This is a genomic window from Glycomyces lechevalierae, assembly GCF_027622945.1.
Taxonomy (GTDB): Bacteria; Actinomycetota; Actinomycetes; order Mycobacteriales; family Micromonosporaceae; genus Glycomyces; species Glycomyces rutgersensis.
Genome location: NZ_JAPZVQ010000005.1, coordinates 158,730 through 179,138, shown reverse-complemented (window position 1 = coordinate 179,138; position 20,409 = coordinate 158,730). Strand labels below are relative to the sequence as shown.

The 20,409-nt window shown below is 70.1% G+C and carries 13 protein-coding genes and 1 tRNA gene; 10 read left to right on the top strand and 4 right to left on the bottom strand.

Going from position 1 to position 20,409, the window contains the following annotated elements:
- Positions 1 to 76: 76 nt before the first annotated feature.
- Together O2L01_RS11190 and O2L01_RS11185 are read left to right on the top strand one after the other, a co-directional pair.
- The gene (locus O2L01_RS11190) at positions 77 to 3,472 is read left to right on the top strand and encodes an adenylate/guanylate cyclase domain-containing protein (protein WP_428834370.1); all 3,396 of its coding nucleotides are present in this window, start codon (positions 77 to 79) and stop codon (positions 3,470 to 3,472) included.
- A gap of 500 nt (positions 3,473 to 3,972) precedes the next feature.
- Positions 3,973 to 5,832, top strand: coding sequence for a serine/threonine-protein kinase (locus O2L01_RS11185; RefSeq protein ID WP_270122010.1), 1,860 nt, complete (start codon positions 3,973 to 3,975; stop codon positions 5,830 to 5,832).
- 109 nt (positions 5,833 to 5,941) lie between these two features.
- Here the strand turns inward: O2L01_RS11185 and O2L01_RS11180 are convergent, their stop codons facing one another.
- Together O2L01_RS11180 and O2L01_RS11175 are read right to left on the bottom strand one after the other, a co-directional pair.
- Complete coding sequence (locus tag O2L01_RS11180) at positions 5,942 to 6,937, bottom strand: ribonucleotide-diphosphate reductase subunit beta (protein WP_270122009.1); 996 nt, start codon at positions 6,935 to 6,937, stop codon at positions 5,942 to 5,944.
- A gap of 87 nt (positions 6,938 to 7,024) precedes the next feature.
- Positions 7,025 to 9,415, bottom strand: coding sequence for a ribonucleoside-diphosphate reductase subunit alpha (locus O2L01_RS11175; protein ID WP_270122008.1), 2,391 nt, complete (start codon positions 9,413 to 9,415; stop codon positions 7,025 to 7,027).
- Between the two features lie 376 nt (positions 9,416 to 9,791).
- Between O2L01_RS11175 and O2L01_RS11170 the strand changes: the two genes are divergently transcribed.
- A tRNA-Arg gene (locus O2L01_RS11170) sits at positions 9,792 to 9,864 on the top strand.
- Positions 9,865 to 9,921: 57 nt separating this feature from the next.
- On the opposite strand, the gene O2L01_RS11165 is transcribed toward O2L01_RS11170, so the two are convergent.
- Complete coding sequence (locus O2L01_RS11165) at positions 9,922 to 10,701, bottom strand: sulfite exporter TauE/SafE family protein (protein ID WP_270122007.1); 780 nt, start codon at positions 10,699 to 10,701, stop codon at positions 9,922 to 9,924.
- A 14-nt stretch (positions 10,702 to 10,715) separates the two neighbouring features.
- Positions 10,716 to 11,033, bottom strand: a complete 318-nt coding sequence (locus O2L01_RS11160) for a DUF3817 domain-containing protein (protein ID WP_270122006.1) — start codon at positions 11,031 to 11,033, stop codon at positions 10,716 to 10,718.
- Positions 11,034 to 11,248: 215 nt separating this feature from the next.
- Between O2L01_RS11160 and O2L01_RS11155 the strand changes: the two genes are divergently transcribed.
- From O2L01_RS11155 to O2L01_RS11125, 7 genes are all read left to right on the top strand, one after another.
- Positions 11,249 to 11,905, top strand: a complete 657-nt coding sequence (locus O2L01_RS11155) for an LppX_LprAFG lipoprotein (RefSeq protein ID WP_270122005.1) — start codon at positions 11,249 to 11,251, stop codon at positions 11,903 to 11,905.
- Positions 11,892 to 13,397, top strand: coding sequence for an MFS transporter (locus tag O2L01_RS11150; protein WP_270122004.1), 1,506 nt, complete (start codon positions 11,892 to 11,894; stop codon positions 13,395 to 13,397). The genes O2L01_RS11155 and O2L01_RS11150 overlap by 14 nt, the downstream gene beginning before the upstream one ends.
- A 10-nt stretch (positions 13,398 to 13,407) precedes the next feature.
- The gene (locus tag O2L01_RS11145) at positions 13,408 to 13,698 is read left to right on the top strand and encodes a GNAT family N-acetyltransferase (RefSeq protein ID WP_270122003.1); all 291 of its coding nucleotides are present in this window, start codon (positions 13,408 to 13,410) and stop codon (positions 13,696 to 13,698) included.
- 175 nt (positions 13,699 to 13,873) lie between these two features.
- A complete protein-coding gene (locus tag O2L01_RS11140) occupies positions 13,874 to 14,380 on the top strand; it encodes a hypothetical protein (RefSeq protein WP_270122002.1) in 507 nt (168 codons plus the stop codon).
- Between the two features lie 141 nt (positions 14,381 to 14,521).
- On the top strand, positions 14,522 to 16,486 hold the full coding sequence (locus tag O2L01_RS11135) for a HelD family protein (protein ID WP_374727671.1): 1,965 nt from the start codon (positions 14,522 to 14,524) through the stop codon (positions 16,484 to 16,486).
- Positions 16,487 to 16,592: 106 nt separating this feature from the next.
- Positions 16,593 to 18,281 (top strand): ABC transporter family substrate-binding protein, encoded by a 1,689-nt coding sequence (locus tag O2L01_RS11130; RefSeq protein WP_270122000.1) that lies wholly within the window; start codon positions 16,593 to 16,595, stop codon positions 18,279 to 18,281.
- Positions 18,282 to 18,524: 243 nt separating this feature from the next.
- Complete coding sequence (locus O2L01_RS11125) at positions 18,525 to 20,246, top strand: ABC transporter substrate-binding protein (protein WP_270121999.1); 1,722 nt, start codon at positions 18,525 to 18,527, stop codon at positions 20,244 to 20,246.
- Positions 20,247 to 20,409: the final 163 nt, after the last annotated feature.

Here is a 20,409-nt window from a genome sequence, read left to right as displayed (position 1 = left end):
GCGTGAAGCGCAAGAACCACCCCATTCCCACAAGGAGTGGGGAACAACACACCCTGCCCTCGGCGTTGGTGCTGCTGTGACCTGCCCATTCTGCTCCGTGCCCACCGTGCCCGGCGCGCGCTACTGCCATAACTGCGGAGCGCCCCTCTCCCCGGAGGCGACCGCCCCGCAGACCGAGCGCCGGTATGTGACGGTGCTGTTCGCCGACCTCTCCGACTTCACGACCTGGTCTGAAAGTCTCGACCCCGAGCGGGTCTCGTCGGTCACCGACCGGCTGCTCGCCGAGTGCGTGTCCGCGGTGAACGAGTTCGGCGGGCACGTCGACAAGCTCATGGGCGACGGCCTCATGGCCGTCTTCGGCGCTCCGCTCTCCCATGAAGACGACGCCGAGCGGGCCGTTCGTGCCGCTCAGGCGATGCAGAAACGGGTGCGTCGTCTCCTCAAAGCCGAGTCCGGTGGTGGTCTTCCCATCGGACTTCGCATTGGGCTGCGCTCCGGCCTCGTGGTCGCCGGCATGCAGGCGAACCTCGAGTACACCGTCATCGGCGACACCGTGAACACCGCTTCACGCATCTGCGCGATCGCCTCGGTCGGCACCATCTGGGCCGGCGAGGAGACCATGCGCTCCACCAAGCACGCCGCCGCCTGGCGCCGCCTCACGCCCGTGCGCCTCAAGGGCAAGCGTGAGCCCGTCGAAGTGTTCCAGCTCCTGGGTCTCGAGGACGAGCCCGGGACGCGCGCGAGCCTCGGCGACACCGCGCCGTTCATCGGCCGCGACGCCGAGATCGGCCGCGTGAACGGCCGCCTCGAAGCCGTCATCGACCGCGGCGAGCCGCTGGTCCTCATCCACACCGCCGAAGCCGGCATGGGCAAGACCCGCTTCGCCCGCGAAGTGCGGACCGTCGCCTCCGAACGCGGCGCGCGGGTCCTGACCGTGCGCGTCGCGCCCTACGGCGAAGGCCGCCGGTTCGGGCCGCTCGCGGACCTGGTGCGCAAGGCCGCCGGTCTGCGTTTCGACGACGACCGCGCGACCGCTGAAGCGAAGCTCCGGCGCATCGCGGACGGGCACGCCGACCACGGCGAGTGCCGACTGAACATCACGCTTCTCCTCGGGCTCCTGGGGCATGGGCGTCCTGGGGCGGCGGACCGCGTCGGCGGGTTCACCGGCCAGCAGTCCGACGCCTACACGATCCCCGAGGCCGTCGCCGAGCTCATCACGCACATGGCGACCCAGGGCCCGCTCGTGCTCAACATCGACGACCTGCACACTGCTTCCGCAGCAGGTATCGATGCTCTCGGCGTCGCGCTCTCGAAGATCCACGGGCCGGTGCTCGTACTGCTCTACGGCCGTCCCGAACTCACCCGCTCTTCCGGTGTGCTCACCCGCATCTCCGAAGCCGAAGTGCACCCCCTGCCGCCGCTCGCCGGCGCCGACGCCGCGCGCCTCCTGCGCGAATTCCTCGGCGGCGGGCGCATGCCCAAGCCCGACGAGGACCGACTCCTCGGCTTCGCGCAAGGCAACCCGTACTACCTCGCCGAGCTCGTCACCCTCCTCACCGAGCAGGGCCTGCTCTCCGGCGACGGCGACCACTGGCGCCTCGCCGCCGGGTCGCTCACCGGCCGCGTGCTCTCGCGCGACCTCGCGCAGGTCCTCGGCGCCCGCATCGACGCCCTGACGCCCTCGGCCCGCGCGCTGCTGCGCGCCGCCTCGATCTTCGGCGACGCCGTGCCCCCCGAGGCCGCGCAGCTCCTCGAGAAGGAGGTCCCCGGCGAGTTCGACACCGCGCTCCAGGAACTCCTCGACCGCCGCATGCTGCGCCGCCGCTCCTACGGCGGCTACCGCTTCGTAACCCCGCTGCTGCGCCAGGCCGCCTACGCGCCCATCGGGAAAGCCGACGCCGCGCACGCGCACGCCGAGATCGCCCGCTGGGCCGCCGACACCGAACTCGAAGGCCAGAGCGCCGACGACCTCGTCGTCTTCCACGCCGAGCAGGCCGTCACCCTCGCCAAGGAAGTCGAGATCGAAGCGCTCGACGAGGTCTGGAACGTCCTCCCGCTCGCGGTCGAGGCCGTCCGCAAGCAGGCCGCCCGCGCCATGGACGCCTCCGAGCCCGAGCGCGCCGTCGCCCTCCTCAACGGCGTGGAACGCCTCGCGCCCCTCTCCTACGACGACCGCCTGCTCCGCGGCCGGGCCCTCACCCGCCTGGGCCGCACCGAAGAAGCCGAGTCCGAGATCGAAGGCCTCGCCATCGACATCGGCCTCATCGTCCCCGCCGACGAGCCCGGCGAGCACGAGGAGCACCCGTCCGGGCGCCTCTTCGGCGACGACTTCGCCGAGGACGAGGCCGAACTCGTCGCCCAGCTCCTGCTGCTGCGTGGCCGCCTCCACCGCTACAAGGGCGAACTCCAGGACGCCCGCACCGCCTGGACCGCCGCCCTCGCGCTCTCCCGCCGCGAAGGCCTCGCCGGCCCCCGCTGCGACGCGCAGTGCCGCATCGGCCTGCTCGACTTCCTCGCCGGCCACCTCAGCGAAGCCGAGACCCGCTTCCTCGACGCCTACGACACCGCGTTCGGCGTGGGCGACGACAAGCGCCTCGCCTGGGCCCTCCAGCACCGCGCGTGGGTCCTCGTGGCCCGCGGCGACTTCGACGGCGCCGACGACGTGCTCCGCGAGGCCGCGAAAGCCTTTGCGCGCCAGATGGACCTGGTCGGCCGGGCCTGGGTGCGCGGCGTCTCCGCGTTCGCGCTCCTCATGGCCGGGCGCTTCACCGAGGCCAAGCGACTGTCCGATGTGTTCATGCCGATCGGCGAGCGCTCGGGCGACGTGTTCGCCGTCGGGCTCCTGCGCGCCATCGGCGCCGCCGCACAGGTCTCGCTCGGCCACCCCGAAGGCGCCGACGCGGCCGCCCGCAAGTCCTTCCGCGACTTCGAACGCATCGACGACGACTGGGGCCGCGGCTTCGCCAAGTACGTGCGGGCCCTCGCGGCCCGCTCGATCGGCGCGCTCGACCACGCCCTCGACCTCGCCCAAGGCGCCGAGGAATACGGCACCCAGACCGGCCACCCGCTCCTGATCTCCTTGGCGCACAACCTCAGAGGCCAATGCGCCCTCGAACTCGGCGACACGGCCACGGCCGAGGCCGCCGCGGAGGAGGCGCTGGCGCTCGTCACCGACGACGTGCTCGAGCCGGGCCGCGCGGCCAACACCGCGCTCCTGGCCGACGTGCGCGCCGCCAAGGGCGACCGCGCCGGAGCCCTCGCGATGCTCGAACCCCTTGCGGCGCACTACGACGAGCCCGCGCTCGGCCGTCCGCGCCGGGCGATCGTGGCCCGCTACGCGCGCCTCCTCGACGAGGAGGGCCGGCTCGAAGCGGCCCGCCAGTGGGCCGGCACGGCCCTGAAGTCGTTCGGAGAGGACCCGGCGTCCACCGCCTGGGCCGAGGGCTACCTCGAGGCCGCAAGGGTCTCATGAGCAACGCCGCCTCGTGAGGAGCGCCTCTCGTGAGAAAGACCGTCTCGTGAGGACGCACACCCTGTACGCCGGCCCCGCCCTCGACGCTGCGATGCTTGACGCGGTGGGGGAGACGCAGCGGGTGGACGGGCGGCCCTTTCAGGCCGGAGCCTTGCGGCACGGGGCCCGTTCCAGTCGGACCGCCCGTCCTCCCGCGCGCCACACGGGGGATGCATTCACTATGGGCTACCGACAGTTCGCCCAGTGGAAGCGACATATCAGCCGTTCGGCCAGTTATCGCTGGCTCTTCGTCCAGGGGTATACAGAATCGTGGGCGCGTTGCCGTAACGTTATGCGTCAAAGGTCCCATGACTCGGATCCCCCAGGCCCGAGCACTATGACCTAGGTTCGGTACGTCCCCCACGCGCAGATCGCCCCGATCCGCGCACCGACCTGCATCAGCACCGACGCCCGGCCAGCGCATGGCCGCAGGCGCCGCCGAGAACGGAGGCTGTATCAAAGTGGACACCATCTCGTCCTACGGTGCTCCAACCGGTCCCCACCTCGCAACGACCGTCCCCGCCGAGCCCCTGAACAGCACCGATCCCGAAGCACTCTTCCAGGGCATCGAGCGCCTCACCGGCTTCCGCGAGATCGACCGCGGCGCCTTCTCCATCGTCTACAGCGCCACCCGCTACGACGACGGCTCCGAAGTCGCCGTCAAGGTCGAGGCCCGGCCGCTGACCGACGACGCCGCCCGAGAGCGCTTCCGCCGCGAGGTGCAGACCGCCGGGCGCCTCTCCGACCACCCGTGCGTGGTCAAGATGCTCTCCGCCGGCCTCACCCACCAGGCGAACCCGTACGTCGTCATGGAGCGCTGCCGCGGCACCGTGGCCGACCTCCTCGACCGGCACACCACGATCCCCCCGCACCGGACCATCGAGATCGGCATCCGCATCGCCGACGCGCTGGCCGCCGCGCACGAGGCCGGCATCGTCCACCGGGACGTCAAGCCCGCGAACCTCCTCGTCGACCACCACGGCCACGCCGTCCTCGGCGACTTCGGCCTCTCGAGCCTCATCGCCGCGCCCCGCCCGGGCGAGCCCGTGTCGACCATGGCGACGCCCGCGTACGCGCCCCTGGAGGTCTTCCAGATGCGCGAGGTCGGCCCGAGCGCCGACGTGTACTCGCTCGCGGCGACGCTCTACACGATGCTCTCCGGCACGCCGCCGCGGTTCCCCGTGGACGGGGTGCTCGACATCAACGACGTTGCGGCCCTGTTCGATCAGCCGATCCCGGCGATCCCCGGCATATCGCCGCTCCTGCTCGAGATGCTTCGCACGGCGCTCATCAACAACCCGGACGGGCGCCCGACCGCGGTCGAGTTCCGCGAGTTCCTCGCGAGCATCCCCGAGGCCTCCACCGGCATCCTGCCCCGCGTCACGGACGACCCGCCGCCGAGTTCCCCTGCGCCCCAAGGCGTCGGCGTCTTCGGCGCGTACTCGTCCCCGCCGCAGGAGGCGGTCCGTTCGGCCTCGCCTCCCGGTTACGCGCAGCTCGACCCGGCCTCGTTCCCGGACACGCCTTCGACGCTGCGGCTCGCGCCGAGCAAGCGCCGCGGCCGCGCCCAGGAGCCGCCGCAGCCGTTCACGTCCCCGGTCGTGCCGGATGTGAACTCGCGCATGCCGAGTCCGCCGGTCAGCCCGGCCGTCACCCCGGTGACCCCGGCCGCCCCGGCCGAGCAGGACTTCGGCTCCGAGACCACCGCCTGGAAGTCCTTCGCCTCCGGCGGCTCCCGCGACGACCACGATTCGCGCCTCCCGGTTCCCGTGCCGCGCAATGAGACCGGCCTGACCCGCCGCGAGCGCCGCCTCAAGGAGGGCGACACCGGCTCGAGCATGGGCCGCCTCGTCGGCATGGGCGCCGCCGCCCTGGTGATCCTCGGTCTCCTCGTGGGCGGCGCGATCTGGCTGTTCAGCGGTGAAGAGGCCCCCGACCTCGCGGAGCAGTCCGCCGCCGCCGATTACGTCGGCGAGTGCAAGCTCCAGACCGACGGGGTCCGGTGCGTGACCGAGCCCGCGTGCTTCGACGCCTCGTTCGCCGCCACCGATTGCGATGCGGCGCACCAGTGGGAGGCGTACGCGACCGGTGAGCTCCCCGAGGGCGTCTCGGACGCCGACGGGGCCCGCGCCGACGCGACCGTGGCGGGCGCGTGCGTGGACGCGCAGGTCGAAGGCGGCCCGCTCTCGCAGCTCATCGGCAGCGACTCGCTCGACTGGGTCACGGACGTCTACGTCTCGGGCGACGGCACGTTCCAGTGCGTCGCGTCGTTGGAGGACGGCGCCCAGGCGGAGGGTTCCACCTTCGCCCGCGCCGGCTAGCAGGCATAGGGGAAGGGCCCGGCGCCATCAGGTGCCGGGCCCTTTACCGCGCATGACTGGACACATTCACGGCTCGCAAGCTTCGCCGTGTACATTGCGCGGCTTCAGATCAGAACTCCTCGTCGAGGTCGACCTTGCCTTCCACGGCCACTTGGTAGGCGGTCGGGCGACGTTCGAAGAAGTTCGTCAGCTCTTGCACGTCCTGGAGCGCCATGAACGGGAACGGGTTCTCCGAGCCCCACTTCTTGGGCATGCCGAGGCGCACGAGGCGCTGGTCGGCGGCGTACTCCAGGTACGACTTCATGTCCTTGACGGTCATGCCGGGCATGCCGTCGCCGATGAGGTCCTCGGCGAACTGGAGCTCGGCCTCGACGGCCTCCTCCAGCATGTCCGTCACTTCCTGGCGCATCTGCTCGTCGAACAGCTCGGGCTCCTCCTGGCGCACGATGTCGACCACGCTGAACGCGAAGTTCATGTGGCAGGACTCGTCGCGGAACACCCAGTTCGTGCCGGTCGCGAGGCCGTCGAGCAGGCCGCGGCTGCGCAGCCAGTACACGTACGCGAAGGCGCCGTAGAAGAACAGGCCCTCGATGCACGCGGCGAAGCAGATGAGGTTGAGCAGGAACTTGCGGCGGTGGTCCGCCGTCGTCAGCTCCTGCATATCGAAGACCTCGTCGATCCACTTGTAGCAGAAGTCGGCCTTGCGCTTGATCGAGGGAATGTTGTTGACCGCGTCGAAGGCCTTGGTGCGCTCCTCCGGGTCGGGCAGGTAGGTGTCGAGCAGCGTCAGGTAGAACTGGACGTGCACGGCCTCCTCGAACAGCTGCCGCGACAGGTACAGCCGGCCCTCGGGGGAGTTGACGTGCTGGTACAGGTTGAGCACCAGGTTGTTCGCGACGATCGTGTCGCCGGTGGCGAAGAACGCCACGAGGCGGTGGATGAGGTGCTGCTCCTGGGGCGTGAACGAGGCCAGGTCGGTCAGGTCGGACGCGAGGTCGACCTCCTCGACGGTCCACGTGTTCTTGATGGCGGCCCGGTACTGGTCGTAGAAGTCCGGGTACTTCATCGGTCGCAGGGTCAGGTTCATGCCCGGGTCGAGCAGCATGGGCGGTCCTCTCTCGTCGTCAAGTGTTGCGATGGAGCGCAAGGGGTGTAGAAGGCGGGGTCCCGGAGGACCCCGCCTCACAGGGTCTTACTGGCAGGCCTCGCAGGTCTCCGGGTTCTCCAGGGAGCACGCGATGTCGGCCGGGATGACCTCGAGCTCGGTCGGGACGACGGCCAGCTCGGCCGGCTTCTCGGCGGCGCCCGCCGCACTGACCGTGGTCTGGTTGATGCGCGTGGCCGGGCGGCTGCGCAGGTAGTACGTGGTCTTCAGGCCGGACTTCCAGGCGTACCGGTACATCGACGAGAGCTTGCCGATGGTCGGCGCGGCCTGGAACAGGTTGAGCGACTGGGCCTGGTCGATGAACGGCGTGCGGGCCGCGGCCAGGTCGATGAGCGCGCGCTGCGGCAGCTCCCAGGCGGTGCGGTACCGCTCCTGGAGGTCGGCCGGGATCGCGGCGATGCCCTGCACGGAGCCCTCGGCGACCACGATCGCCTGGCGCACCTGCTCGTTCCAGATCCCGCGCTCCTTCAGCTCGGTGATCAGGTGGCGGTTGACCTGCAGGAACTCGCCCGAGAGGGTCTCGCGCTTGAAGACGTTCGAGACGACCGGCTCGATGCACTCGGCGCAGCCGGCGATCGAGGCGATGGTCGCGGTCGGCGCGATCGCGATCATCAGCGAGTTGCGCAGGCCGTGCTCGCCGATCAGCGCCCGCACCGCGTCCCACCGCTCGCCCAGGGTGAGCCGGGCGTCCGCGTAGTGGTCGATGTGGAGCACGCCGTCGGCCGCGCGGGTCTCGGAGTAGTTCGGGTGCGCCCCGAGCTCGGCCGCGAGCTTCGCGGACGTCTCGTACGCCACGATCGAGATCCGCTCGGCGATCGCCGTGGAGAGCGCCAGCGCCTCCTCGGAGTCGAACGCGAGCTTCAGCTTGAAGAACACGTCGGCGAGGCCCATGCAGCCCAAGCCGATCGGGCGCCACTTGCGGTTGGCCTTCTCGGCCTCCGCGGTCGGGTAGAAGCCGAGGTCGATGGTCCGGTCGAGGAACTTGACCGCCGTGCGGACGGTCTCCTCGAGGCGCTCGAAGTCGAAGCCCGCGGGCGTGGTGTGCTCGGCCAGGTTCACCGAGCCGAGGTTGCACACGGCCGTCTCGGAGTCGTTGGTGACCTCGAGGATCTCGGTGCACAGGTTCGAGAGGTGGATGACGTTCTCTTTGCGCGCCGTCTGGTTCGAGGTGCGGTTCGCGGTGTCGGAGAAGGTCATCCAGCCGTTCCCGGTCTGTGCGAGCGTGCGCATCATGCGCCCGTACAGCTCTCGCGCCGCGACGGCCTTCTTGGCCTTGCCCGCGGCCTCGGCGGCCCGGTACGCCTGGTCGAAGTCGTCGCCCCACAGGTCGACGAGCTCGGGCGTCTCCTTCGGGTCGAACAGCGACCACTGCTCGTCGTTCTCGACGCGGCGCATGAACTCGTCGGGGATCCAGTTGGCGAGGTTCAGGTTGTGCGTGCGGCGCTCGTTGTCGCCGGTGTTGTCGCGCAGCTCGAGGAACTCCTCGATGTCCGCGTGCCACGACGCGAGGTACACGCACGCGGCGCCCTTGCGGCGCCCGCCCTGGTTCACGGCCGCCACGGACGAGTCGAGGGTCCGCAGCCACGGCACGATGCCGTTCGAGTGCCCGTTCGTGCCCCGGATCAGCGACCCGCGCGAACGCACCCGCGACCACGCGATGCCGATGCCGCCGGCGTACTTCGAGAGGCGCGCGACCTGGCTGTACCGCTCGTAGATCGAGTCGAGCTCGTCCTTCGGGGAGTCCAGGAGGAAGCACGAGGAGAGCTGCGCGCGCTTGGTGCCCGAGTTGAACAGGGTCGGCGACGACGGCAGGTACGAGAGCGTCGAGAGCAGGCGGTAGAGTTCGGCGGCCTCCTCGACCGACTGGCTCAGCCCGCACGCGACGCGGAGCATGAAGTACTGGGGGCGCTCGAGCACGGAGCGGTGCTCGGGGTGGCGCAGCAGGTACCGGTCGTAGACGGTGCGCAGGCCGAAGTACTCGAACCGGTCGTCCGCGGCCTCGTCGATCACGGCGTCGAGGGCCGCGGCGTTGGCGTCCACGAACGCCACCAGGTCGTCCGCGAGGAGCCCGTTCGCGTTGCAGGCCGCGATGGACGACGTGAACGAGGTGACGCCCTCGCCCGCGGTCTCGTCGGCGATGTGCTCGGCGAGGAGCCGCGCCGCGAGCTTCGAGTACGTGGGCTCGGAGGCGACGGTGGCCGAGGTGATCTCGATGGCCCGCTCGCGCAGGGCCGACTCGGTCGCGCCGGGCCAGAGGCCGGCCTCGATCTGGGCGATGACCTTCTCGGCGTCCACATCGGGCAGGCCGGCGGCGTGAGCGCGGAGGCGCTCGGCGATGAGGGCGGCGGGACCCTGCTCGGGTTCCCGCTGCTGCGGTGCGGTGCTGGTGGCGGATGGCGTGGTGGCGAGCCCGGTCATCTCTGCATCCCCTCGGTCTGTGTCTTTGAAAGACGCGCGATCTGCTGCGGATCGCGCTGGCGGCGCGGCGGCGCCGCCCTCCCCACGCAGTGGGAACGGGAGCTGACAGCACCGACCTGACAGAGCAGAATCATACATGTAGTGGTCGGTCGTTGGGGTCGCCCCAAGATGTTGCGGTTTTCCGGTGTTTCGGACACCGAACCCCCAGCGTGTCAGCTAGGCTCGGGGGTTTCCGCCGGGTCAGCCTAGACCCGTCGGCCGACATTCCTCCCGCGAAACGGCGGCACTCGCCCGGGTGTGATCCTCACCGGCCAAACCGCCTGCGACCCCGCGCCCGGAGACTGGTAGCATCGTCCCGTCCGACGCATCGGACAGCGCCTCCGTAGCTCAGTGGATAGAGCACTGGTTTCCGGGACCAGGTGTCGCAGGTTCGAATCCTGCCGGGGGCACAGCAGGGGATCCGCCCGAGTCGATCGACTCGGGCGGATCCTTTTTTGTGCCCTGGGTCAGGTGGCGAGCAGGTACACGATCGCCACCGTCCCGATGGCGGCGATGGCCCCGCGGAGTACGGGTGCGGGGAGTCGCCGTCCGATGCGGGCGCCCACCAGGCCGCCGAGGGCGGATCCGACCGCGATGAGGGCGACGACGAGCCAGTCGATGCTGGCGGGGGAGATCACTAGGAACGCAACGGCCGCGATCAGGTTCACGGCCATGACCAGCAGGTTCTTCACGCCGTTGAGTGACTGCAGGGTCTCGACGGTGAGCAGACTGAGCAGGCCGACGATGAGGATGCCTTGAGCGGCACCGAAATAGCCGCCGTAGACGCCCAGCGCGAACATGCCCGCGAGCGTGACGGCGGTTTTCCACAGCGGTGTCCCAGACGGCCCGGTCCGTCCGGCCGCCCGCCGGGCCGCGTTCCGCTGCACGAGCGGCCCCACCAGCACCATCGCGATGCCGACGGCGATGAGCACCGGCACGATCAACTCGAACGCCGCCGCCGGCAGCAGGAACAGCAGCGAGGCGCCCAGGATTCCCCCGGCCATCGAGGCGGGCACCAGCATCCGCGCCAGACGCCCGTTCGCTTGCAGCTCACGGCGATAGCCGATGGTCCCTGAGAGGCTGCCGGGGACGAGCCCGAGCGTGTTCGAGACGTTCGCGACCACCGGCGGATACCCGAACAGGAGCAGCACCGGGAACGAGATCAGGGTCCCCGAGCCGACGATGACGTTGATCATGCCCGCGCCGAACCCGGCGGCCAGGATCGCGGCCGCCTCGAGCCAGCCCACCGACCCCACCGCCGCTAGGCCGGCTGCGCGGCGCGCTCGGCCGCCAGGAACTCGTCCTTCTTCGCGTGGTGGAAGAAGAACGGCGCCAACGGCACCACCGAGCAGATCAGCGCGACGAGCGTCGTGCCGAAGCCCCAGTCGAGGCGGCGGCGGATCAGGAACGTGCTGAGGACCAGCAGCACGAACAGGGCGCCGTGCAGCGCCCCGAGCGGCATCACCAGGTCGATCTCCGAGATCCGGCTCAGAAGCGAGCCGAACACGAGGAGCAGCACGAACGACCAGCCCTCGGCGAGCGTCAGCATGCGGTAGCGGAAGACGGGGTTTGCGAGCACGGCGGCGTGTCCCTTCGACGGTGTTCCACGGGGTGAGACGGGGTTTCCTGCGGTCGACCTTAACGACGACGCCCCCGGGTCGGCAATGGGCGCCGCCACTGCCGACCCGAGGCCCGCTGTGATCCTCGCCGGACCCGAAGCGCCGCCGCGGAGCCCGGCGGCCCCGGCCGTGTCGAGGACTCCGGCGGGTGTCCGCGACGGCATAGGATCGGGCCATGCGAACGACACCCCTCGTGGCCACCGCCGCGCTCGCCCTGCTCGCGGCCGCCGCCTGCTCCGGCAGCGGGGACCTGCCCGCCGCCGACGAGATGCTCCCCGACGCCGCCTCCGCCATGCGCGACGTCGAGAGCGTCCGCTTCGACCTCGCCGTCGACGGCGACGTCCCCGGGCTCGACATCAAAGCCGCCGACGGCACCGTCACCGCCGACGGCTCCGCCGAAGGCACCGGCACCCTCACCGCGTTCGGCATGGACATCGAAGCCGAGTACGTCATCATCGGCGAGGACGCCTGGGTCAAAGGCCCCACCGGCGGCTTCCAGCAGATCCCCGTCGGCGACGACATGCTGCCCTACGACCCCACCCTCCTGCTCGACCCCGACGCCGGCGTCGCCGCCCTCCTCGAAGCCGCCGACTCGGCCGAAGCCGAGGACACCGAGAAGGTCGACGGCGTCGAGACCTACCGCTACACCGTCGAATTCGACCCCGCCGCCTTCGCCACCCTCATCCCCGCCGAAGGGGACTGGAACGCCGCCACCGTCTGGTTCGACCAGGACACCTCCCGCGTCGTCAAAGCCGAGTTCTCCCAAGGCGACGCCACGGTCACCCTCCTGCTCTCCGACTACGACGAATCGGTGACGATTGAGGCGCCCTGACCTGAAGCAGGCCGACCCGGGCCGCCGCAGGCTCGCCATCGGCGCCGCCGGGGCCGCCGTCCTCATCGGGTCGATCGACGCGTACGTCCTCGTCACGGTTCTCGTCGACATGATCGGCGAGTTCGACATCCCCGTCAACCACCTCGAACGCGCCACACCCCTCGTCACCGGCTACCTCCTCGGCTACACCGCCGGGATGCCGCTCCTCGGGCGCCTCTCCGACCGCTTCGGCCGCAAAGCCCTCATCCACGCCTGCCTCGCCGCCTTCGCCATCGGCTCCGTCATCAGCGCGCTCGCCACCGACCTGTGGCCCCTCGCCGCCGGACGCACCCTCCAAGGCCTCGCCGGCGGCGCCCTCCTGCCCGTCACCATGGCCCTCGCCGCCGACCTCTTCACCGCCCGCCGCCGCCCCGCCGTCCTCGGATGGGTCGGCGCCGCACAGGAACTCGGCGCCGTCCTCGGCCCCCTCTTCGGCGCCGCCGTCGCCGCCCTCGTCGGATGGCGCGGCATCTTCTGGATCAACGTGCCGCTCGCGCTCCTCGCGGCGCTGGCGATCCAGTTCGCCCTGCCGAAGACGGAGGCGCGGCGCGACGCGGGCCGCATCGACTTCCTCGGCGGACTGCTCCTCGCGCTCGCCCTGGGACTCTTCACAGTCGGGCTCTACAACCCCGACTCCGCGGCCGCCGTCCTGCCCTCCTGGGGGCTGCCCACGGTCATCGCCGGAGCCGTGGTCCTCGTCGTCTTCGGCCTCCAGCAGCGGTACTCGGCCACCCGCCTCCTCGACCCCGCCGGGGTCGCCTGGCGGCCCTTCGCCGCCGGACTCGCCGCGAGCCTCGCCGCCGGCGCGGCCCTCATGGTCACCCTCGTCGACGTGCAGCTCCTCGCCCAGACCCTCCGCGGCCTCGACGCCACGGGAGGCGCACTCCTCCTCCTGTGGTTCCTCGCCGGCCTCCCGGCCGGCGCGCTCCTCGGCGGCTTCATCGCCTCCCGCTACGGCGAACGCCTCCCGGCCGCGATCGGCTTCGCCGCCGCGGCCGCCGCCTACTTCTGGATCGCCCGCACCGTCCCCGACATCGAACCCGGCCTCGCCCTCGCCGGAGCCGCCCTCGGCGCCACCATCGCCCCGCTCTCCTCCGCCGCCCTCCGCACCACCCCCGAGGACAGCCACGGCACCGCCTCCGCCGCCGTCGTCGTCGCCCGCATGATGGGCATGCTCATCGGCGTCGCCGCCCTCACCTCCTGGAGCCTCCACCGCTTCCAGCAGGCCACCGCCGACCTCGACACGCCCCTCCCGTTCGGCATCTCCGAAGCCGAATACCTTGCGCTCCAAGCGGACTACCTCAAAGCCCTCAACGCCGCCCTCGCCAACCAATACGCCGAAGTCTTCACCGCCGCAGCCTGCATCTGCGCCGCCGCCGCCCTCGTCTCCCTCGCTATTCCCGGACGTGTGCGAGCACGCACTCATTCGCTGATCAGGGGCTTACCTGGATAGGGTTGGCCGCATGGCGGATCTTTCTGTGGTCGAGAATGTCGACGAGAACCGGTACGAGCTGCGCGACGACGCCGGAGGCGTGCTCGGCTACCTGGAGTACCTCACCCGCGAGGACTTCGTCGTGCTGCCCCACACCGAAGTGGACCGCTCGCTGCGCGGCCAGGGCTGGGGCGACCGGCTCGTGCGCCACGCCCTCGACGACCTGCGGGAGAAGGGCGCGAAGGCGTACCCGACCTGCCCGTTCGTCGACCGGTGGATGCAGCGCCACGAGGAGTACGAGGACCTCCGCTACCAGCCGTAGACAGCTCACAGGTCGCGAGCTTCGCCGAGGGCGACGGCTCCGCCGCGGACTGTTCACCCCCGGTTCACCTTCGGCTTCATCCACAGTTCACTCAAGGATGAAGCATCTTCAATATGCGTCTCCCGGTTGCCGTGCCCCGGCCCTCGTCCCGCCTCCGCGCGAACGGGGGCCGCTGATGCTCTCAGCGCTCATCCTCCTGCGGCACGTCGCCCTCCCCGCGACCGCACCGGCGCCCCTCACCGACGAGCAGTCCCGCCGCGCCTGGGCGCTCGCCGACTTCCTGCAGCTCTACAACCCCACCAACCTCCTCAGCGGCCCCGCCCGCGCCTGCGCCGACACCCTCGCGCCCCTCGCCAGCCGCCTCGACCTCCGCGTCACCGTCGCCGACGACCTGAGCGCCCACGCCCCCGAACTGCCCGGCCCGGCCCACACCGCGGTCTGGCTGGCCGCCAAGGCGATCCGCGCCCTCCCCGACCCCCGCCGCACCACCGTCGTCTGCGCCGAAGGCATCGTCCTCGCCGCGCTCCTCGTCGCCGTCGCCGCCCGCGACGGCCACGACCTCGCCGGCCACGACCTCACCCTCCCCCTCGACACCCCCGACACCGCCCCGCCCGGCACCGGCTGGGTCCTCCACCGCGACGACGGCCGCCTCGTGGACGTCAAACCCCTCGCCGCCCGGTAAATCGATTGCTCCCGCAGGTCAAGGTTCAGTAAGCTCGACGGCTCGTCTGCTTCAATCCTGTACAAATCCACCGGGAGACAAGCTGTGTCCGAAACCGAGCTCCAAGCCGAACTCCAGCACCACGAGCACGCCCGCGCCCAGATGGCCGCCATGCGCGACCTCACCGAGGGCATCCACAACATCTACTCCGGCGACTTCGACGAGTCCACCAAGAACCTCGGCCTCGGCGACGTCCGGTCCGACCACCTCTTCGGCTGGGCCATGGCCAACTACACCGTCCCCCGCCTCGCCGACCTCGCCGACCGCGACATCGCCCTCTTCTTCGGCCGCATCTGGATGGACGACGGCGAGGACTTCCACATCGGCCGCCGCCACATCCGCGACGAGCACAACGACCCCATCGTCCTCGACTGGCGCGCCCCGCTCTCCGAGCAGTACTACCGCGCCTCCGCCCACGACCGCCGCGACGTCGCCAAACGCCGCCGCTTCGGCTTCCAAGGCGCCCGCATCACCGGCTTCGAAGACGAGAACCTCCTCCTCGGCGAAGAGGTCGCCTCCGACATCCTCACCGAAGAGATCGAACGCCCCCGCACCGGACCGATGCGCGACATCGTCGCCACCATCCAGCCCGAGCAGGACGAGCTCATCCGCCGCGAAGCCGCCGTCAACCTCTGCGTCCAAGGCGCCCCCGGCACCGGCAAGACCGCCGTCGGCCTCCACCGCGCCGCCTGGCTCCTCTACAACTACACCGAGAAGCTCGACAAGGCCGGCGTCCTCGTCGTCGGCCCCAACGAAGGCTTCCTCTCCTACATCTCGGGCGTCCTCCCCACCCTCGGCGAATCCTCCGTCTGGCAGGTCACCGTCCAGCAGCTCACCGGCGCCCACACCGCCCTCGCCGCCGACACCCACGCGGCCGCCCTCGTCAAACACGACGCCCGCATGGCCCTCGTCTGCGAACGCGCCGTCTGGGGCCACGTCGGCACCGCCGTCGACGGCGGTATCACCCCCGACGAAGGCCTCCTCATCACCGACGGCGGCTGGCGCTGGCGTCTCGGCCTCAGGTACCTCGACGAGGCGATCACGAACGCCCGCAAGCACACCCGCACCTACACCGCCGGACGCAAAGCCGTCGAGGACGCCATCGTGCAGGGCGCCCGCCGCCAAGCCGAGATCCGCTCCGGCCACTCCCCGGACAACAAATGGGCCACCAAGCTCAAGCGCACCGAGTCCGTGCGGGCCTTCCTCGACGCGGTCTGGCCCAAGCTCAACACCAAGACCGTCATGAAGAAGCTCCTCACCGACGCGGCCTTCCGCGCCGACGCCACCCGGGGCATCCTCACCGAAGAAGAGGCCGCGCTGCTCGCCGGGAAGCCCGCCAAGCCGACCGCCGGGGACCTCCTCATCGCCGACGAGATCGAGTCGCACATGAAGCTCCGCGAACCCTCGGAGTCCTTCGGCCACATCGTGATCGACGAAGCCCAGGACCTCTCCCCGATGCAGTGCCGCGTGATCGCCCGCCGCTCCGGCAAAGGCTCCGTGACCGTCCTCGGCGACCTCGCGCAGGGCACCACCCCCTGGGCCGCCGCCTCCTGGACCGACCAGATGCGCCACCTCGGCAAAGAGCAGGTCGAGCACACCGAGCTCACCACCGGCTTCCGCGTCCCGGCCGTCATCATCGCCCTCGCCAACCGGGTCCTCCCGCACCTCGGCGTCGACGTCGCGCCCGCGCGATCCATCCGCTCCGACGGCTCCTGCGACCGGATCGAGACCGCCGACCTCCAAGCGGGCGTGCGGGAGGCCGTCACCAAGGCGCTGGCGGAGGAAGGCCTCGTCGGCGTCATCGCCGCCGACGACCTCGCCGCCGAACTCAAGACCCTGCTCGACGGCACCGGACGCGTCGAAGTCGTCGCCGCCAGCCTCGCCAAGGGCCTCGAGTACGACCACGTCGTCGTCGTGGAGCCCGCCGAGATCGTCGCGGCCCCCGCGACCGGAGGCGCCACCATCGACGGCGTCGGCCTGCGCCACCTCTACGTCGCCCTCACCCGCGCCGTCTCCCGCCTCACCGTCGTCCACTCCCGACCGCTCCCCGCCGAGATGGAGGAGTGACGCCCCGCCGTTTGTCCCGAACTTCCCGAAACCGGCCCTTCCAGGTGTAACGATGATCCCGGGCCCTCGGGCCCCACAGTGGAATCGGACACGGGGGAGTGGTCATATGCGACCTGCAACAGCGAGGACCTGGGCCCTCGCCGGAACGGCGCTGCTGGCCGCCGGGGCGCTCGCCGCCTGCGGCGGCGGGAGCGATTCGGGCGGCGGGGACACCGACGTCACCTGGGCGATCAGCTCGGGCTGGGAGTCGTGGAACGAGAACACGGCCGACGGCAACACGTCCTACCTGCACCAGGCCCTGTACCCGGGCACCACTGCGCTCGGCGACTTCAACCAGGACGCCGAGTGGGTCTACAACGACGCGCTCCTCGCCAAGGCCCCCGAGCTCACGGGCGAATCGCCGATGACCGTGGCCTACACGCTCAACGAGAACGCCCAGTGGTCCGACGGCGAGCCCTTCGGCGTCGACGACTTCGTCTACGTCTGGCACCAGATGTCGGGCAAGGCCGAGCACTGCGACCAGACCCAGTGCCTGCCCGCCTCCACCGACTGGGGCGCCAACGTCGCCTCGATCACCCAGGAGGGCGACGTCGTCACCATGACTTATGTGGACGGCTACCTCGACCCCGAATGGCAGTTCTTCCAGACGCCGATGTACCCGGCCCACATCGCCGCGGACAACGGCTTCCCGAACTGGGAGACCGACCCGGCCCAGATGGGCGGCAGCGCCACCTGGTTCACCCAGAACCCGCCCACCTGGGCCACCGGGCCCTACAAGCCGGTCGACGCCGTCGCCGGCGATTACGTCACCTTCGAGCCCAACGAGAACTACCAGGGCTCCACCAAGCCCGCCCTCGAGAAGCTCCAGATGAAGGTCGTCGAAGGCACCGAGGCGATCATCACCGAACTGCGCCAGGGCTCCATCGACGGCTCCTGGCCCTCCGAGTTCAGCCAGGAGGAGCTCGACAAGGTCGCCGACGACGACGCCGTCACCACCGAGGTCTACGACGGCTCGATCTGGCTCCACATCGACACGAACACGAACAACGAGTTCCTGTCCGACCGGGTGCTGCGCCAAGCGGTCTTCGCCGCGATCGACAACGCGGACATCATCGCCAAGGCCTACCCGGACACCGATGTCACGCCGCGCACCAACCACTTCTTCAACAAGGAGTCCCAGTACTTCGAGGACCTGCTGGCGGCCTCCAAGCCGGTGCAGGGCTCAGGCGCCGCGGACGCGGCCAACCAACTGCTCAAGGGTGCCGGGTACACCACCGGCGACACGCTGATGACGCCCGACGGCAAGCCCGTCAAGTTCAACTTCCGCTACGGCGAAGGGGACGCGACCCGCACGCTCGCCGGTGAACTCGTGCAGTCCTATCTGGCCGAGATCGGCATCGACGTCTCGCTCGACGCCATCCCGGACGGCGAGCTCGGCACCGTGCTCTCCGAGGGCGACTTCGACCTCGTGATCTACGGCTGGTCCGGCACGCCCGCGTTCACGACCGCGCCCGCGCAGTACTTCGGGTCCGACTCGTCCTCGAACTTCGGCAAGTACCGGCTCGACGGCCTCGACGAGGCGATCGCCAAGGTGCGCTCCACGACCGACATCGGCGAGGCCGCGGGCTTCGCGAACGACGTCGGCGCGATGGTGGTGCCGCAGGCGTTCACGCTGCCGATCTTCGACGAGCCGCAGTCCGTGGTCTACCTGAACGGCGCGCTCGACGGGATCGTCGCCAACGGCAACAGCCAGGCCGGTCCCATGTGGAACATCCAGGAGTGGAAGCCCGCGTAGTCCGGCGGCATTCGCGAGGGGACGGCCCGTTTCGGGCCGTCCCCTCCGCGTATCGGTCCGGTAACAATGATCCGGCAACTTCGTACCGATGCGTTCCCTTCACCCCCCATGCATGGCACTGTGGCTCCCAGCACTGCCGAGCGGCCGCCTGGCCCCTCCGCGACCCCCGTGACGGCGACGAAGCCCCCCGCGGCGCATCGGGCGAACCCCTCGGCCGGAACACCCTATGGAGGAGACACAGCAATGGCTCTGACACGTAGAGCACTCGGCGGCCTCACGATCGGCGGTTCCTCCGCCCTCATGCTGGCGGCCTGCGGCGGCAACGAAGACGGCGGCGGCGCCCAGAACGACGAGCTCGTGTGGGCGGTCTCCTGGCCGTGGGAGGCCTGGAACCAGACCACCGCGCTCGGCAACACCAGCTCCTGCAACGAGGCCACCGCCCCGATGAACCCGGTCGGCGGCGGCGGCACCAACGCCGGCTACGACTTCGACCCCGAGGGCAACGTCTTCTACGACACCAACCTGTTCTCGGGCCCGCCGGAGCTGGTCTCCGAGGAGCCGCTGGCCGTGAAGGTCCTCCTCAAGGAGGGCGTCAAGTGGTCGGACGGCAAGCCGGTCCGCCTGGAGGACTTCATCTTCCTGTGGCACGCGATGTCGGGCCTGCCCGAGCACGCGAACCAGGAGAAGGCCACCCCGACCAGCACCGACTGGGGCTCGAACGTCGAGTCGATCACCCAGGAGGAGGACGGCTCGATCGTCACCACCTACAAGGCCGGGTACAGCACCGCCGAGTGGGCCTTCTCCGGCGGCGTCTACCTCCCCAGCCACGTCGCGGAGGCGAACGGCTTCCCGGACTGGGCGACCGACGCGGAGCAGATGGGCGACGCCATCCTGTTCTTCAACAACGACCTGTGCCCGGTGGGCCTCGGCCCGTACAAGCCGGTCGACTCCAAGCTCGGCGAGTTCGTCATCTACGAGCCCAACGAGCACTACCAGGGCGACAAGAAGCCGGTCTTCAAGAAGCTCACCATGCAGATGGTCGACGGCCTCGAGGCGATCGTCACCGAGATGCGCCAGGGCACCGTCGCGGGCTCGCGCCCCAGCGACTTCGACGTCGAGATCCTCGCGCAGCTCGACGACGACCCGAAGATGAAGTACGAGGTCTACTCCGGTGCGACCTGGTCGCACGTGGACATCAACATGAACTCGGCCTTCTTCAAGGACATCGCCCTGCGCAAGGCGTTCTTCACGCTCGTGAACATCAAGGACATCACCTCGAAGATGTTCCCGGGCATCGAGGTCCCGTGGAAGGGCAACCACTTCTTCTCGGAGTCGAGCCCGTACTACGCGGACTACACCACCGACGCCGGGTACGGCTCCGGCGACGCCGACGCCGCCAAGGCGCTCCTCACGGCCGCGAACTACACCTGGAACGGCGACGGCAAGCTCGTCAGCCCCGACGGCGACGTCGTGACGACGGACTTCCTGTTCTCCGCCGACAACGTCGTGCGCAAGGACACCGCCTCGCTGCTCCAGGCGTACGCGGCCGAGATCGGCTGGGACATCACGCTCAACGGCGTCGTCGGCGACGACCTGTTCTCGAAGATCGAGGCCGGCGAGTGGGACACCTGCATCTTCAGCTGGGTGGGCAACCCGGCCTTCACCGGCTCGCCGCAGCAGTTCTTCGGCTCCGACTCGTCCTCGAACTACGGCAAGTTCAACGACCCGGCCGTGGACGCGCTCATCGACCAGGTGAACAGCACCCTGGAGCTCGACGAGGCGGCCGAGTTCGCCAACCAGATCTCGAAGGCGGTCGTCGACGCGGCCTACACCCTGCCGATCTACGACAGCCCGCTGTCGTACGCGTACAACACCACGATGGTCGGCAACCTCCAGGCGAACGGCATGGCGCAGCTCGGCCCGGAGTACAACCTCGTGGAGTGGACGGCCGGCGAAGAGGGCTAGCCGCCTCATGCCGAGACCGAATGGAGCCGCTACGGTTTCGATACCATCCGTCCAGATAATTCACTGAATTCCCCCGTGGGGCCGATGCCATATCGGCCCCACGGTCCATGCTGGGCACTGCTTTCGAGGCGCAAAGTCACGAATACATCACGAATAAACTCCA